This window comes from Variovorax sp. DAIF25 (genome assembly GCF_050711835.1).
In the GTDB taxonomy this organism is placed as follows: Bacteria; Pseudomonadota; Gammaproteobacteria; order Burkholderiales; family Burkholderiaceae_C; genus Variovorax.
The window spans coordinates 5,194,364-5,210,120 of record NZ_CP136636.1; the positions used below are offsets into that span (position 1 = coordinate 5,194,364).

General features: G+C 71.1%; 13 protein-coding genes. 7 read left to right on the plus strand and 6 right to left on the minus strand.

The window, feature by feature from the left end; all coding sequences use genetic code 11:
* Positions 1-6: 6 nt before the first annotated feature.
* From R0232_RS23910 to corA, 3 genes are all read right to left on the minus strand, one after another.
* Positions 7-2,277 carry a molybdopterin cofactor-binding domain-containing protein gene (locus R0232_RS23910; protein ID WP_431509639.1) on the minus strand — a complete coding sequence of 757 codons (2,271 nt, stop codon included), beginning with the start codon at positions 2,275-2,277 and terminating at the stop codon, positions 7-9.
* Positions 2,274-2,771: a (2Fe-2S)-binding protein gene (locus tag R0232_RS23915; RefSeq protein ID WP_431509640.1), complete on the minus strand. Its 498-nt coding sequence runs from the start codon at positions 2,769-2,771 to the stop codon at positions 2,274-2,276. The genes R0232_RS23910 and R0232_RS23915 overlap by 4 nt, the downstream gene beginning before the upstream one ends.
* Positions 2,772-2,872: 101 nt before the next feature.
* Complete coding sequence (corA, locus tag R0232_RS23920) at positions 2,873-3,850, minus strand: magnesium/cobalt transporter CorA (protein WP_208509395.1); 978 nt, start codon at positions 3,848-3,850, stop codon at positions 2,873-2,875.
* Positions 3,851-4,406: 556 nt separating this feature from the next.
* Here corA and mutS point away from each other — a divergent pair.
* The 3 genes from mutS to R0232_RS23935 are packed head-to-tail and all read left to right on the plus strand — an operon-like array spanning position 4,407 to position 8,678.
* A complete protein-coding gene (gene mutS, locus R0232_RS23925) occupies positions 4,407-7,001 on the plus strand; it encodes a DNA mismatch repair protein MutS (RefSeq protein WP_431509641.1) in 2,595 nt (864 codons plus the stop codon).
* 28 nt (positions 7,002-7,029) lie between these two features.
* Positions 7,030-7,869 carry a proteasome-type protease gene (locus R0232_RS23930; RefSeq protein ID WP_057592829.1) on the plus strand — a complete coding sequence of 280 codons (840 nt, stop codon included), beginning with the start codon at positions 7,030-7,032 and terminating at the stop codon, positions 7,867-7,869.
* Positions 7,870-7,874: 5 nt separating this feature from the next.
* On the plus strand, positions 7,875-8,678 hold the full coding sequence (locus R0232_RS23935; protein WP_057592830.1) for an alpha/beta fold hydrolase: 804 nt from the start codon (positions 7,875-7,877) through the stop codon (positions 8,676-8,678).
* A 7-nt stretch (positions 8,679-8,685) separates the two neighbouring features.
* On the opposite strand, the gene R0232_RS23940 is transcribed toward R0232_RS23935, so the two are convergent.
* Complete coding sequence (locus tag R0232_RS23940; protein ID WP_431509642.1) at positions 8,686-9,681, minus strand: GlxA family transcriptional regulator; 996 nt, start codon at positions 9,679-9,681, stop codon at positions 8,686-8,688.
* Positions 9,682-9,836: 155 nt separating this feature from the next.
* On the opposite strand from R0232_RS23940, the gene R0232_RS23945 reads away from it, so the two are divergent.
* Both R0232_RS23945 and R0232_RS23950 read left to right on the plus strand, forming a co-directional pair.
* Positions 9,837-10,520 (plus strand): DJ-1/PfpI family protein, encoded by a 684-nt coding sequence (locus R0232_RS23945; RefSeq protein ID WP_431509643.1) that lies wholly within the window; start codon positions 9,837-9,839, stop codon positions 10,518-10,520.
* A 16-nt stretch (positions 10,521-10,536) separates the two neighbouring features.
* Positions 10,537-11,505 (plus strand): tripartite tricarboxylate transporter substrate-binding protein, encoded by a 969-nt coding sequence (locus R0232_RS23950; RefSeq protein ID WP_431509644.1) that lies wholly within the window; start codon positions 10,537-10,539, stop codon positions 11,503-11,505.
* 1 nt (position 11,506) lies between these two features.
* Here the strand turns inward: R0232_RS23950 and R0232_RS23955 are convergent, their stop codons facing one another.
* Positions 11,507-12,022 (minus strand): MOSC domain-containing protein, encoded by a 516-nt coding sequence (locus R0232_RS23955; protein ID WP_431509645.1) that lies wholly within the window; start codon positions 12,020-12,022, stop codon positions 11,507-11,509.
* A gap of 100 nt (positions 12,023-12,122) precedes the next feature.
* On the opposite strand from R0232_RS23955, the gene R0232_RS23960 reads away from it, so the two are divergent.
* Both R0232_RS23960 and R0232_RS23965 read left to right on the plus strand, forming a co-directional pair.
* Entirely contained in the window at positions 12,123-12,905 is a 783-nt protein-coding gene (locus tag R0232_RS23960) for a response regulator (protein WP_431509646.1), read from the plus strand.
* A gap of 2 nt (positions 12,906-12,907) precedes the next feature.
* Positions 12,908-14,737: an ATP-binding protein gene (locus tag R0232_RS23965; RefSeq protein ID WP_431509647.1), complete on the plus strand. Its 1,830-nt coding sequence runs from the start codon at positions 12,908-12,910 to the stop codon at positions 14,735-14,737.
* 17 nt (positions 14,738-14,754) lie between these two features.
* Here the strand turns inward: R0232_RS23965 and R0232_RS23970 are convergent, their stop codons facing one another.
* Positions 14,755-15,582: an undecaprenyl-diphosphate phosphatase gene (locus R0232_RS23970; RefSeq protein WP_093339823.1), complete on the minus strand. Its 828-nt coding sequence runs from the start codon at positions 15,580-15,582 to the stop codon at positions 14,755-14,757.
* Between the last annotated feature and the right edge of the window lie 175 nt (positions 15,583-15,757).

Below are 15,757 nucleotides of genomic sequence, written 5' to 3' on the forward strand. Positions count from 1 at the left end.
TGTTTATTAGTTGGGCCTTAGCGCCGCCAGGACGCGCTCGGGCGTGAGCGGCAGGTCGCGGATGCGCCGGCCGGTGGCATGGGCGAAGGCATTGCCGACGGCGGCCGCGGCGGGCCCGAGGGCGCCCTCGCCGGCGCCCAGCGAGGGCTCGCGCGGCCGGTCGATCATCGTGAGCTCGACGCGCGGCACCTCGCTGAAGCGCATCACCGGGTAATCGGCCCAGGCACGCGTGAGCACGCGCTCGCGGTCGAAGCGGACCTGCTCCTTCAGGGTCCAGCTGATGCTCTGCACGATGCCGCCCTCGATCTGGTTCGCGACGCCGTCGGGATTCACGATGCGGCCGGTGTCGATGACCGCGACCACGCGCGGCACGCGCACCTCGCCGCTCGCGCGGTCGACCTCGATGTCGGCCACCACGGCGGCGTAGGTCTGCATGTTCTTGTAGCGCGAGTAGGCGAATCCGCGCCCGCGCAGCACGCCCGAGCCGTCGTCGCCGCGCGCGACCGGCGCCGGCGGCCAGGCCGCGCGTCTCGCGGCCTCCTCGACCACGTGGCGCGCGCGCGGGTCGCGCAGGTGGTCGAGCCGGAACTGCACGGGGTCGGCGCCCGCGAGCGCCGCGAGTTCGTCCATGAAGCACTCGATGGCGAACACGTTGCCATGCGCGCCGAGCGTGCGCACCGAGCTGTTGCGCAGCGGCGCGTCGAGCAGCAGGTGGTTGATGATCCGGCGGCGCGGCAGCTCGTACTCGGGCAGGGCATTGCGGTCGCCGTCGCCGAAGGGCTGCGGGATGCGCAGCGGCGGCGAGGGCTTCCACCTCTGGGGCGCCATGTGCCAGGCCGACAGCAGGTTGATGCCGCCGGGCTGGCCCGGGCGCATCGCATGCGAATTGCTCCAGACCTCGTAGTTCCAGTCGGCGATGCGCCGGTCCGGGCCCACGGTGGCTTCGAGCGCGATCGCCATCGCGGGGCCGAAGGGCGCCGAGGCGAACTCGTCGTCGCGCATCCACTGCAGCTTCACCGGCCGGCCCTCGACCGCGCGCGCCAGCAGCGCGGCATCGAGCGCGACGTCGTCCGCCCCGTTGTGGCCGTAGCAGCCCGAGCCGGGCATGTGGACCACGTCGACCTGCGTCGCCGGCATCCCCAGCACGGTGGCGAGGTCCTCGCGCAGCGGATAGGCGCCCTGCGTGTGGGACCACAGCCGCATGCGCCCGTCGCGCAGCACCGCGACGGCGCAGGAGGGGCCGACGCTGGCGTGCGAGATGTAGGGCCGGCTGTAGGCAGCGCGCAGGCGCCGGCCTTCGGGCACGGACCGGTCCTGGCCGGCGTCGGCGATGAGGCTGTCCTCGCGGCGCAGCACGCGCAGGGCCTCGGGAAGCGCCGCGGCGTCGGGCAGCGGCGCGAGCGCCCCGCCCCAGCGCGCGGACGCCTGCAGCACGGCGCGGGCGCGCACCGCCTGTTCTTCCCGCTCGGCGACCACGCCGAGGAAGTCGCCGTGGCGCACCACCGCCAGCACGCCGGGCACGGCGCGCGCCGCGGCCTCGTCGAAGGCCTCGAGCGTCAGGCCCGAGCGCGGCGGCAGCACCACGCGGCCATGCACCATGCCTGGCAGCATCAGGTCCTGCACGAAGGCCGGCGCGCCCGAGAGCTTGCCCGGCAGGTCGATGCGCGGCAGCGGCTTGCCGACCACGGTGTAGGCATCGGGATCCTTCGGCTTCGCGCCGCCGGTCAGCGTGTGCTGCAGCAGCGCCCGCGGCCCGCGCTCGGCGAGCCGCCAGTAGCTGGTGCTGCCACCCGCGGGCGCCGCGATCGTGCCGTCGCGCACCGTCAGCGCCTGCACGGGCTGGCCGAGCGACTGCGCCGCCGCGTCCAGCAGCAGGCCACGCACCTCGGCGGCGGCGCGGCGCAAGGCCTCGCCGCTCAGCTCGATCGACTGGCTGCCGTAGGTGTAGCGCTCGTCGGGGCCGGCCACGGTGCTCGCGCCGCTGATGCGGATGCGGCCGACCGCCACGTCGAGTTCCTCGGCCACGATCTGCGACAGCGCGGTCAGGATGCCCTGGCCCAGTTCGGCCTTGCCGCTGAACACGGTCACGGTGCCGTCGGGCTGGATGCGGATCCACGACTCGAGCCGCGGGTTGGCCTTGAGGCTGCCGCCCAGCGGTGGCGCGACCTCGGCCGCGGCGAAGCGGTCGATCATCGAGAAGGCGATGACGATGCCGCCGAGCAGCTTGCCCGCGGTGCGGCGCGAGATCGCACCGGCGGCTTTCACGGCGGCGCTCATCGCGCGGCCCCTGCCATGGCATCGGATGCGCGCAGCACGGCCTTGACGATGCGGTTGTGCGCGCCGCAGCGACAGACATGCCCGTCGAGGGCCGAGCGGACCTGGGCCTCGTCGGGCCGTGCGGTGCTGTCCAGCAGGGCCTTGGCCGCGATGATCATGCCGCTCGTGCAGTAGCCGCATTGCGCCGCCTGCTCGTCGAGGAAGGCCTGCTGCAGCGGATGCAGGGCATCGCGCGCCGCGCCGGCGGGGCGCTGTGCCAGGCCCTCGAGCGTGGTCAGCCGCCCCTGGCCGACCGCCGACACGGGCATCACGCACGAGCGCAGTTCGTGGCCGTCGAGCAGCACGGCGCAGCTGCCGCACTGCGCGGCGCCGCAACCGAACTTGGGGCTGTGCAGGCCGAGGTCGTTGCGCAGCACGTAGAGCAGCGGCGCATCGGGCTCGCAACGCACGGCATGGCGGCCGCCGTTGACGTCGAGGTGGAAGGTCGTGGGCACGGGAAGTCTCCATTTTTACTTGAAATATCACGTAATTCTGGAGAGTATTGCTTGAACAATCAAGCAAATTCGACGGAGACCGGCGCGCGGCCGGTGCCCGCTCAGAGCCAGCCCGCGCGCCGGAACCGGTAGTAGAGATAGCCGCAGGTGCCCGCGATCAGCGTCAGCGCCACCGCGTAGCCGTAGCGGAATTTCAGCTCGGGCATGAATTCGAAGTTCATGCCCCAGATGCCCGCGAAGGCGGTGCACACGGCGAAGATGCTGGCCCAGGCCGCGAGGCGCTTGGTGACCTCGCTCTCCTCGATCGTGACCATCGAGAGGTTGACCTGGATCGCGGTGGCCACCGTGTCGCGCATCGCGTCGATCGAGCCGTTGATACGCCCCAGGTGGTCGCCCACGTCGCGGAAGTACTCCTGCGAGCCCATGCAGATCTGCGGCACCCGCCCGCCGTGCAGCTTGCCGGCCGCCTCGGTCAGCGGCGCCACGGCGCGCTTGAGCACCATGCTGCGGCGCTTGAGTTCGTAGAGCTGCTTGATCTTGTCGCGCGCCGCGCCGCTTTGCGCGAAGATCTGCTGCTCGATCGATTCGAGCTCGTCCTCGAGCGCGTCGATCACCGGGAAGTAGCGGTCGACCACCGCGTCCATCAGCGCATAGAGCACGAAGCCGGCGCCGTTCTTCAGCAGCTCGGGCTCGCGTTCGCAGCGCTCGCGCACGCCGAGGAAGCCCTGCCGGCTGCGGTTGCGCACCGACAGCACGTAGTTGCTGCCCACGAAAACGTCGACCTCGCCCACATGGATGCACTGCTCGCCGGCGTCCGAGGGCTCGACCAGGTGCATCACCACGAACAGCGAGTTGCCGTATTCCTCGACCTTGGGCCGCTGGTGGCCGTGCTGGGCGTCTTCCACCGCCAGCGGATGCAGGCCGAACTCGAGCTGCATCACGGCCAGTTCTTCGGGCGTGGCGTCGCTGAGCGCCACCCAGACGAAGCAGCCGGGCCGCGAGATGTATTCGCTGATGCTCTCGACGGGGATGTCGGCCAGCTTGGCGCCGTTCTCGTAAGCCACGCAGTTGATCAGCATCGGCGCTCCAGGATCGCGGTTGGATTGAGGGGTGCCGATGGTGCCACGGGGCCGCGTTCCGCTGCCTGACCGCCGCGAGAGGGAGCGCGAAAGTTAAAACATCCCCGCTCGCAAGCGCCCGAAGGGTTTAGTTGCGTGACTTTTTGCTCACTTCTTTCGCCCGCCTACAAGTCTTACCGCGCAAAGACTGACAGGCGTTGTGCGGGCGATACACGAACATCGCTTCGCTGTCACGCAAAAGGGGGCGCCCACCAACACAGAAGAGCAGCCGCCCACAGCCTTTCAGGGAAGAACTCCACCCGCCCACGTGCGGGTGTTTTTTTGCCCGCTCGCATCCTCTTGTCCCCGCATCCCGCCCCACGCCGCCCACCGGCTTGCGGGTCGGCCACAATACCGGGCGCGCCGCGCCATGGCCTGGCCGGGATCCAGCGACGATGCGTCCATGCCCGAACTCTCAGACAGCACTTTCTCCAACGCCAGCAATGGCTTACGCGCCCATTCCGTGACAGATACCCCCGCCGCAGCCGCCCCCGATTACGCCGGTCATACGCCCATGATGGCGCAATACCTCCGGCTCAAAGCGGACCATCCGGACACCCTGCTCTTCTACCGGATGGGCGATTTCTACGAACTCTTCTGGGCCGACGCCGAGAAGGCCGCGCGCCTGCTCGACATCACGCTGACCCAGCGCGGCCAGTCGGCCGGGCAGCCGGTGGTGATGTGCGGCGTGCCCTTCCACTCGGTCGACACCTACCTCGGGCGGCTCATCAAGCTCGGCGAATCGGTGGCGATCTGCGAGCAGGTGGGCGAGGTCGGCGCCTCCAAGGGCCCGGTCGAGCGCAAGGTGGTGCGCGTGGTCACGCCCGGCACCCTGACCGATGCCGAGCTGCTCAACGACAAGGCCGATGCCACGCTGCTCGCGGTGCATGCCGGCACGCGCAATTTCTGCGGCCTGGCCTGGCTCAGCGTGACCGGTGCCGAGCTGCGGCTGGCCGAATGCCCGGCCGACGCGCTCGAGGCCTGGATCGCGCGCATCGCGCCGAGCGAACTGCTCTACGGCGCCGAGGTCACGCCGGCCTTCGAGCAGCGGCTCAAGGCGGCGCGCAGCGCCACGCCCTTCACGCTGTCGGTGCGGCCGGCCTGGCAGTTTGACGGCGGCCTGGGCGAGCGCAAGCTCAGCGAGCAGATGGGCAGCCAGAGCCTCGCGGCCTGGAATGCCGAATCGCTGACCAACGCCCATGCGGCGGCCGCCGCGCTGCTGGGCTATGCCGAGCACACGCAGGGCCGCGCGCTGTCGCACCTGCAGCGGCTCACGGTCGAGCGCGACGGCGACCTGATCGAGCTGCCGCCCACCACGCGGCGCAACCTCGAGCTGGTGCAGACGCTGCGCGGCGAGGACTCGCCCACGCTGTTCTCGCTGCTCGACACCTGCATGACCGGCATGGGCAGCCGTCTGCTCAAGCGCTGGCTGCTGGCGCCGCGGCGCGAGCGCGGCGACGCGCAGGCGCGGCTCGAGGCCATCGGCGCGCTGCAGGCCACCGTGCTCGGCGGCGCCGGCGCGCCCTGGCGCACGCTGCGCGAGCAGCTCAAGAACACCAGCGACGTGGAACGCATCGCGGCGCGCATCGCGCTGCGCCAGGTGCGCCCGCGCGAACTGCTGGCGCTGCGGCTGGCGCTGGCCAAGGCCGAGCAGCTCGCGCCCGCCCTGCCCGGCGCCGCGGCGCTGCTGGTGCAGATCGCCGAACGGCTGGCGCCGCCGCCGGGCTGCGCCGAGCTGCTCGCGAGCGCGATCAAGCCCGACCCGGCCGCGCTGGTGCGCGACGGCGGCGTGATCGCCACCGGCCACGACGCCGAGCTCGACGAGCTGCGCGAGATCAGCGAGAACTGCGACGACTTCCTGCTCAAGCTCGAGGTCAGCGAGCGCGAGCGCACCGGCATCAGCAACCTGCGCGTGCAGTTCAACCGGGTGCACGGCTTCTACATCGAGGTCACGCAGAGCGCGCTCTCGAAGGTGCCCGACAACTACCGCCGCCGCCAGACGCTGAAGAACGCCGAGCGCTTCATCACGCCCGAGCTCAAGGCCTTCGAGGACAAGGCGCTGAGCGCGCAGGACCGCGCGCTGGCGCGCGAGAAGTGGCTCTACGAGCAGCTGCTCGACGCATTGCAGGCCTCCGTGCCCGCGCTCACGCGGCTGGCCACGGCGCTCGCCACGCTCGACGCGCTGTGCGCGCTGGCCGAGCGCTCGCACACGCTGCACTGGCGCGCGCCGAGCTTCGTCTCGCACCCGTGCATCGAGATCCAGCAGGGCCGCCATCCGGTGGTCGAGGCGCGGCTGGCCGAGAAGTCCTCGGGCGGCTTCATCGCCAACGACACCCAGCTCGGCCCGCAGCAGCGCATGCAGGTCATCACCGGCCCCAACATGGGCGGCAAGTCGACCTACATGCGGCAGGTGGCGATCATCGTGCTGCTGGCCTCGATCGGCTCGCACGTGCCGGCCGCGGCCTGCCGCCTGGGGCCGATCGACGCCATCCACACCCGCATCGGCGCGGCCGACGACCTGGCCAACGCGCAGTCGACCTTCATGCTCGAGATGACCGAGGCCGCGCAGATCCTGCACGGTGCCACCGCGCAGTCGCTGGTGCTGATGGACGAGATCGGCCGCGGCACCAGCACCTTCGACGGGCTGGCGCTGGCCGCGGGCATCGCGGCCCAGCTGCACGACCGCGCCAAGGCCTTCACGCTGTTCGCCACCCACTACTTCGAGCTCACGGAATTCCCGGCCACGCACCATGGCGCGGTCAACATGCACGTGAGCGCCACCGAGGCCGGCCGCGACATCGTGTTCCTGCACGAGATGCAGCCCGGCCCGGCCAGCAAGAGCTACGGGATCCAGGTCGCGCGGCTGGCGGGCATGCCCGCGGCGGTGGTCAACCATGCGCGCCAGGCGCTGGAAGCGCTCGAGTCGCAGCATGCGCAAACTCGTGCACAGGTCGACCTGTTCGCACCGCCCCCGGCCTCCGAAACCCCCATGGTCAGCGCCGTAGAATCCGCGCTGTCCGCGCTCGACCCCGACGCGATGACCCCGCGCGAAGCCCTCGACGCGCTCTACGCCTTACAGAAACTGAATGCACGCGACCGCGGAGCCCCATGAGCAGGCACTGCTCTTGCGAGACGAAAAAATGACTTATTGCGTAGGCATCAAACTCAACGCCGGCCTGGTGTTCCTGTCCGATTCGCGCACCAACGCGGGCGTGGACCACATCAGCACCTTCCGCAAGATGATCGTCTACGAACAGCCCGGCGACCGCGTCATGGTGCTGCTGTCCTCGGGCAACCTCAGCATCTCGCAGTCGGTGCGCGAGATCCTGCAGATCGAGGAACTGCGCGAGACGCAGGAGAACGGCGAGCCCGGCACGCCGACCACGATCTGGAACGCCAAGAGCATGTTCGATGCCGCGCGCGTGCTCGGCTCGGCCGTGCGCCACGTCTACGACCGCGATGCAGAGGCGCTCAAGCACGCGGGCCTGGACTTCAACGTCTCGTTCATCTTCGGCGGCCAGGTCAAGGGCGAGGGCATGCGCCTGTTCCTGGTCTACGCGGCCGGCAACTTCATCGAGGCCACGACCGAGACGCCCTACTTCCAGATCGGCGAATCGAAGTACGGCAAGCCGGTGCTCGACCGCGTGCTCACGCCCGAGACCCCGCTCGACGAGGCCGCCAAGTGCGCGCTGGTGTCGATGGACTCGACCATGAAGTCCAACCTCTCGGTCGGCCTGCCGCTGGACCTCGTGGTCTACGAGGCCAACAAGCTCGAGACCGACCGCGTGATCTGCATCGACGCCGACAACCCCTACTACCGCATGGTGCACAACAGCTGGGGCCAGAAGCTGCGCGAGGTGTTCGACAGCATCGAGGACCCGGTGTGGGACGACAGCGCCACCGAGCATCCGTTGAAGATGCCGGCCACGCGGCACGGCGCGCTGCGCAAGATCTCCACGCCCGACGAAAAGCTCATCTGAACCCCGTGCCGCCGATCGTCTTCTCGCACGGCAACAGCTTTCCCGCGAGCACCTACCGCGTCGTCCTCGACAGCCTGCGCAACCGCGGCTTCGAGGTCGATGCCATCGAGAAATTCGGGCACGACCCGAAGTACCCGGTCACCGACAACTGGCCGCACCTGGTCGAGCAGCTGGCCGACTTCGCGCGGCCGCGCGCCGAACGCGCGGGCGGCCCGGTGTTCCTGGTCGGCCATTCGCTCGGCGGCTTCCTGAGCCTGATGTGCGCCGCGCGGCATCCCGAGCTGGCGCGCGGCGTGGTGCTGGTCGACTCACCGATCCTCGGCGGCTGGCGCGCCAACACGCTCAACATGGTGAAGCGCACGCCGCTCATGAAGAGCATCTCGCCGGGTGCGATCAGCCGCCGGCGCCGCAACAGCTGGGAGCACCGCGAGGCGGTGTTCGAGCATTTCCGCAGCAAGAAGGCCTTCGCGAAGTGGGACGAGCAGGTGCTGCACGACTACATCGACCACGGCACTTTCGACAGCGAGGACACGCGCGCGCTGAGCTTCGACCGCGACGTCGAGACCGCCATCTACAACACGCTGCCGCACAACCTCGGCGCGCTGCTGCGCAGCCATCCGCTCAAGTGCAAGGCGGCCTTCATCGGCGGGCGCCAGTCGGCCGAGATGAAGCGCGTGGGCATGGCGATGACGCAGCAGGTGACCAAGGGCCGGATCGCGATGCTCGACGGCACGCACCTGTTTCCAATGGAGAAGCCGCTGGCCACGGCGGCCGCGATCGAGGCGGCGCTGCGCAACCTGATGGGCTGACAGAGCCTCAGCGGAAGCGCGCCCGGTAGTCGAGCGGCGGCACGCCGAAGCGCCGCTGGAACGCGCGCCGCATGATCTCCTCCGAACCGAAGCCGCAGCGCTGCGCCACCGCCTTGATGCTGGCGCCCGACGACTCGAGCAGCCGCGTCGCGCGGTCCAGCCGCATGCGTTCGACCGCGTGCGCGGGCGTGACGCCGGTGCGCTGCAAATAGAAGCGCGCGAAGGTGCGCGGCGCCATCGCCATGCGGTCGGCCAGCCGCGCCACGTCGAGCGTCTCGTGCAGGTGCTCGTCGATCCAGCCGTGCAGCGACTCGATGCGCGGGTCCTCGGCCTCCTGTGCGAGCAGCGCGCTGCTGAACTGCGACTGCCCGCCCGGGCGCTTGTAGAACACCACCAGCTTCTTCGCCACGCCGATGGCGATCGCGCGGCCGAGGTCGGCCTCGACCATGCCCAGCGCCATGTCGATGCCGGCCGTGACGCCGGCCGAGGTCCAGCGGCGGCCGTCGCGGAAGTAGATCGCGTCGCGCTGCACCTCGATGCGCGGGAAGGCCGCGCCCAGCGCGTCGCAGGCGCCCCAGTGGGTGGCGGCGCGGCAGCCGTCGAGCAGGCCCGCGCGGCCCAGCACGAAGGCGCCGGTGCACACCGAGGCGACGCGGTCGAAGCGCGCGCCATGGCGGCGCAGCCAGGCCTCGGCGGCCTCGGTGCCGCCACCGCCCACTTGCGTCGACGGGTTCCATGCGGCCGGGCCGCCGGGCGCGACCACGGTGCTGGTGCCCGCCTCGGCATGGCGCACGCGCGCGGGCCAGGCCTCGGCCTGCACCGCGAGCCCGCTCGAGCTGGCCACCGGCCCCGCCTGCGCGGCCAGCACGCGCGTGCGGTAGACCGGCGCGCGGCCCGCGAGCCGCAGCTCGTCGTTGGCGGTGGCGAACACCTGCAGCGGACCCGACACGTCGAGCAGCTGGAAGCGCTCGAACACCACGAACCAGACGGGCAGGATCGACATGGAGACGTTGCCTTCGCGAAGGAGAAAGACGCAGCAGAACCGAAGCCGGCGGGCCGCGCCAGGGCTGGCAGGAATGATGGGGCAATTGTCTCGAATGCCAGCCCTTCGCTTCCTAGACTGGGCCGATCCCCAACCTCGACACCTGGAGTCTCCCCATGAAGATCGGCATGCTCGTCTTTCCCGACATCACCGCGACCGACTACGTCGCGCCCGCGGACCTGCTGGTGCGCATTCCCGGCGCCAGCCTCTCGCTGGTGTGGAAGCACACCGACCCGATCCGCACCGAGCTCGGCTGGGAGTTCCGCGCTACGCGGGCGATGGCCGACTGCCCGCAGTTCGACATGCTCGTGGTGCCCGGCGGCCCCGGCGTCGCGGCGCTGTTCGAGGACCGCGAGACGGTCGACTTCCTCGCGCGCCAGGGCCGCGGCGCGCGCTGGGTGGTCGGCATCTGCACCGGCCCGCTGCTGCTGGGCGTGGCCGGCCTGCTCGAGGGCTACGAGGCCACCTGCCACTGGGCCTCGCACGAACTGCTGGCGATGGTCGGCGCGACGCCGCGCGACCAGCGCGTGGTGGTCGACCGCAACCGCATCACCGGCGCCGGCGTGACCTCGGGCATCGACTGCGCGCTGCGTGCGATCGCGCAGGCCACCGACGACGACACGGCGCGCGCGATCCAGCTGTTCGCCGAATACGACCCGCAGCCGCCGTTCGACAGCGGCGCGCCGGCCAAGGCGCCGGCCCACATCGTCGAGGCGGCGCGCGCGCGCGTGGCCGGCGTGGTGGCCGAGCGGCGCGCGATCCTGGCGCGCATCGGGCGCACGGCCCCGGTGGCCGCCTGAAACGAAGGAGGACTGCATGACCACGTCCCTGCCCCGCCGCTCGGCGCTGGCCTTCGGCGCCGGCCTGCTGGCCGCGCCCTTCCTGCGCGCGCGGGCCGAAGGCAACCCGATCCGCATCCTCGTCGGCTACGCGGCCGGCGGCCCGGCCGACATCGCCGCGCGCATCGTCGCGGAGAAGCTGGCGCTGCAACTGCAGCAGCCGGTGGTGGTCGACAACCGGCCCGGCGCCGGCGGCCAGCTCGCGGCGATCGCGCTCAAGGCCGCGCCGGCCGACGGCTCGGTGCTGATGCTGACCAACACCCACACGGTGGCGACGGTGCCGCTGACGGTGAAGAACCCGGGCTTCTCGACCACGCGCGACTTCCGGCCCGTGGGCAGCGTCGCCACCTTCGAGCTGGCGCTCGCGACCAATCCGGCGACCACGAACGCCTCGAACCTCGCGGCCTTCGGGCGCTGGCTCGCCACGCACCGCGGCGACGCCGCCATCGGCGTGCCGGCCGCGGCCAGCGCGCCCGAGTTCATGGCGAGCCGGATCGCGCGCCACTTCCAGGTCGAGAGCCTGCCCGTGCCCTACAAGGGCTCGGCGCCGATGCTGCCCGACCTGCTCGGCGGCACCCTGCACGGCGCGATCACCAGCGTGTCGGACTTCCTGCCCTACCACCGCAGCGGCCGGCTGCGCATCCTCGCGTCGACGCGGCGCACGCCGCTGCTGCCCGAGGTGCCGTCGTTCGAGGAGGCCGGCCTGCCCGGCATGGAGCTCACCGAGCTGCTGGGCCTCTACGCGGGCGCCGGCGTGCCCGAGGCCACGGTGGCGCGCTACAACGCCGCGCTGGCGCAGGTGCTCGCGCAACCCGAGGTGGTGGAGAAGTTCAGGGGCCTCGACATGACGACCGTGCCCGGCACGCCGGCCGACCAGGGCGAACGGCTCGCGAAGATCGACCGCATGCTCGGCCAGCTCGTGAAGGATTCGGGCTTCAAGCTCTGAGTCAGACGTCCGCGGGCTCGCAGCGCACCGCGTCGCCCGCGCGCAGCGGGCCGCCCGCCAGCACGCGCGCGGTCAGCCCGCCGTGGCCGCGCATCGCGTTGTAGCCGCCCGGGCCCAGCAGCTCCTCCATGCGCGAGCAGGGCTCGCACGGGCCCGTGATCTCGAGCCGCACCGAGTCACCGAGCCGCAGCACCAGCGGCTGGTCGCGGAACAGCGAGCGCGCGGCGATCAGGTTCAGCCCCGACACCAAGAGGTTGCGCCGCAGCAGCGCGGCGTCGACGACCGCATGGCCGGCCAGCGCGGCGATCGCGCCCAGGTGCTCGGCCTGGATCAGCGTGACCTGGCGCTTGCCGCCGGGTTTGGCCGCACTCGCGCGGTCGCCTTCCAGTCCCAGTCCCGCAAGCGCCTGCGCGCCCTCGACGGCTTGCACCGGCACGCGCCGCGCGGGCCGCAGGTAGACGGCCTCGAGGCGGCCGGCGCGCGGAAACTGGCGCATGAGTTCGCGAAGGTCGGGCATGCGCGCGATTGTCCGTGGCACCGCGCACGCGCCAGCAAAACCACGGCGGCGATACAAATTGCAATAACTGGCGACAATCCAGGGAAAACGCGCCGCCGCCATGTCCACGCCTCTTCCGGAAACCCCAGAACCCGTGTCGCTGACCCCCGCGCTGGTGGTCGAAGACGATCCGGCCATGCAGCAGCGGCTGGCCTATGTGCTCGGCACGCTGGGCTGCACCGCGCCGCAGGTCGCCTGGGCCGACAGCGTGGCCTCGGCACGGGCGCTGCTGGCCGAGCGCAGCTTCGGCGTGGCGCTGGTCGACATCGGGCTGCCCGACGGCAGCGGCGTCGACCTGATCGGCTGGCTGCAACAGCATCACCCGCGGCTGCCGGCGGTGGTGATCTCGGCCTACCGCACCGAGGAAACCATCTTCGCGGCGCTGCGCGCCGGCGCCATCGGCTACCTGCTGAAGGAGCGCGACGACCTCGAGCTCAGCATCGCGCTGCGCAGCATCGAGCAGGGCGGCGCGCCGATCGATCCCGCGATCGCGCGGCGCATCCTGGGCTGGCTCACGCACCAGCCGAACGCCGCGCCGGCAACCATGCCCGCGCCGCTGCCGATCCCGGCCATGACCGCCGACACCCAGCCCGGCGAGCTGCTGCCCGCGTCGGGCCTCGCGCCGCGCAAGGAGGAAGCGCCCGCCGCCGCGCTGCTGAGCCGGCGCGAGCACCGCATCCTCGAACTGGTGTCGCAGGGCCTCAGCAACCGCGACATGGCCGAAATGCTCTCGATCTCCCGATTGACCGTGGAATGCCACACCAAGAACATCTACCGCAAGCTGGCCGTCGGATCGCGCACCGAGGCGGTCTACCAGGCGCGGCTGCACGGGCTGCTGCGCTGAGCTTGCTGCACCGCCTGGCCGCGGCGCTGGCGCTGCTGCTGTGCGCGCATGGCGCGCTGGCCCAGGACTTCCCCGCGCTGCGCATCGAGGCCGTGCGTGCCGCCGGCTGGCACGACACGCGTCCGCCCGAGGACGGCTGGGAGCCGGTCGCCGCCCTGCCCGACAACTGGGCCGACCGCTGGAGCGGCTTCGACGGCGTGGCCTGGTACCGGCTGCGCTGGGAACAGCCCTGGGAACCGCGCGAGACCGGCCTGCTGCTGCACTACCTCAACATGGCCGGCGCCGTGTACCTCAACGGCACGCCGATCTCGCGCGACGCCAGCCTGGTCGAGCCGCTGACGCGGGCCTGGAACACGCCGCGCTACTGGCTGCTGGCGCCGCCGCTGCTGCGCGCGGGCACCAACACCTTGCTGGTGCGCGTCTCCGGGCTCGCGGTCTACCAGGCCGGGCTGGGGCCCGTCGTGGTCGGGCCGCCGGCCGTGCTGCAGGCCACCTACGAGCGCGAGCGCGTGGTGCGGCGCGACCTGCAGGTGCTGGGCCTCGCGGTCAGCGCGGCCGTGTCGGCCTTCTTCGCGGCGCTGTGGCTGCTGCGGCGGCGCGAAACGGCCTACGGCTGGTTCGCGCTGATGTCGATGCTGTGGTTGCTGTTCGGCTACAACCAGATCGCCACCAGCCCCTGGCCCTTCGCCACCACCTCGGCCTGGCAGGCGCTCAACACCTCGCTGCTGCTGGTCTTCAGCACCGCCTACGCGGTGTTCGCGCTGCGCTTCTGCGACCGCCGCATGCCGCTGCTCGAGGGCGCCTCGCTGCTGGCGGCGGCGGTCGGCGTGCTCGACCTGTGGCTGGCCGCGCCCGCGGCGCTGCCGCTGCACCGCGCGATCTGGACGCTGGTCGGCGGGCTGACGATCATCGTGGTCAACAGCGCCGCCATCGTCCACGCCTGGCGCCACCGCGGCAGCCCGATGCGCTCGCTCGCGCCCTTCATGGCGGTGTCGGCGCTCACCGGCGCGCACGACCTGCTGGTGTTCACCCAGGTGATCGACAGCAACATCTACTACACCACCATGTCGTCCTACGTGCTGCTGCTGGGCATGGCGCTGACGCAGGCCGGGCGCTTCGTGCAGAGCCTGCGCCGGATCGAGAACTTCAACACCGAGCTGATCCAGGAAGTGAACGCGGCCAAGGACGAGCTCGCGGCCACGCTGTCGCAGCGCCATGCGCTGGAGCTCGCGCATGCGCGCATCGGCGAGCGCGTGAACCTCGCGAGCGACCTGCACGACGGCCTGGGCGGCATGCTGGTGGGCAGCATCGCGACGCTGGAGCGCACGCCCGAGCACCTGAGCGCGCCGCAGCTGCTGGCCATGCTCAAGCGGCTGCGCGACGACCTGCGGCTGATCATCGACGCCAACGGTCGCGACGACGGTGCGCATGCGCTCGCCGACCTGGTCGCGCCGCTGCGGCATCGGCTCACGCAGTTGCTCGAGGCCAACGGCATCGAATGCCGCTGGCGCGTGGAAGGCCTGCAGGCGCTGACGCTCGCGCCCTCGCAGAACCTCGACCTGCTGCGCTTCCTGCAGGAGGCGCTGACCAACGTGTTGCGCCACAGCGGCGCGCGGCGGGTCGACGTGTCGCTGGTGGAAGAGAACGGCCAGCTGCTGCTGGAGGTGCGCGACGATGGCCGCGGCTTCGAGCCCGAGGCGCCGCCGCGGCCCGAGGGCACCGGCCTGCGCAGCCTGCGCACGCGGGCACGGCGGCTGGGCGGGGCCTTCGAGATTGCCTCGGCGCCCGGCGCGACGCGCGTCGGGCTGCGAATGCCCGTCGGCGCGACCTGAGGGCGAAGGCTAGAGCCTTACTCGGCCCAAACGATCCAGCCCTGCCAGGCGGTGACCAGGATCAGGATGCCGAAGGCAATGCGATACCAGGCGAACGGGATGAAGCTGTGCGAGCTGATGTAGCGCAGCAGCCAGCGCACGCACAGCCAGGCGCTCAGGAACGAGAACAGCAGGCCGACCGCGAACAGCGGGATGTCGGCCACCGACAGCAGCGAGCGCACCTTGTAGAGGCTGTAGACGCCGGCGCCGATCAGCGTCGGGATCGCGAGGAAGAACGAGAAGTCGGTGGCCGCCTGGCGCGACAGCCCCAGCAGCATGCCGCCGATGATGGTGGAACCGCTGCGGCTGGTGCCCGGCACCATCGCGAAGCACTGCACCAGGCCGACCTTGAGGGCGTCCCAGGGCGTCATGTCGTCGACGTTCTCGACCCGCACCGAGCCCGGCGGCCGCTTCTCGGCCCACAGGATGATGAAGCCGCCGATGATGAAGGTGCTGGCCACCACGGCCGGCGTGAACAGATGTTCCTTGATGACCTTGCCGAACAGCAGGCCCAGCACCACCGCGGGCAGGAAGCCGATCAGCACGTTGAGCGCGAAGCGCTGCGCCTTGGCCTGGCGCGGCAGCGCCACCACGGTCGAGCGGATCTTCTGCCAATAGACCATGATCACCGCGAAGATCGCGCCGGTCTGGATCGCGATCTCGAACACCTTGCCGCGCTCGTCGTCGAAGCCGCCGAGCAGCGAGCCCGCAAGAATCAGGTGGCCGGTCGACGAGATCGGGAGAAATTCGGTCAGCCCCTCCACGATGCCCATGACGGCGGCCTTGACCAACAGAACGATATCCAACGCGTACTCCTTGAAAGAGCGGCAATTATCGCGAGGGAGCCGGTCAGGTCCGGTTCAGGCTCCGGAGGGTCGCGGGTGCCGGTCTCCGGCCGATTTTCGTATCGTTCTATGACATACCTAGTTTGGGGGATGGCGCCGACCGCCGGGCGCGGTCACAGTCCACTCGCGCCGACGC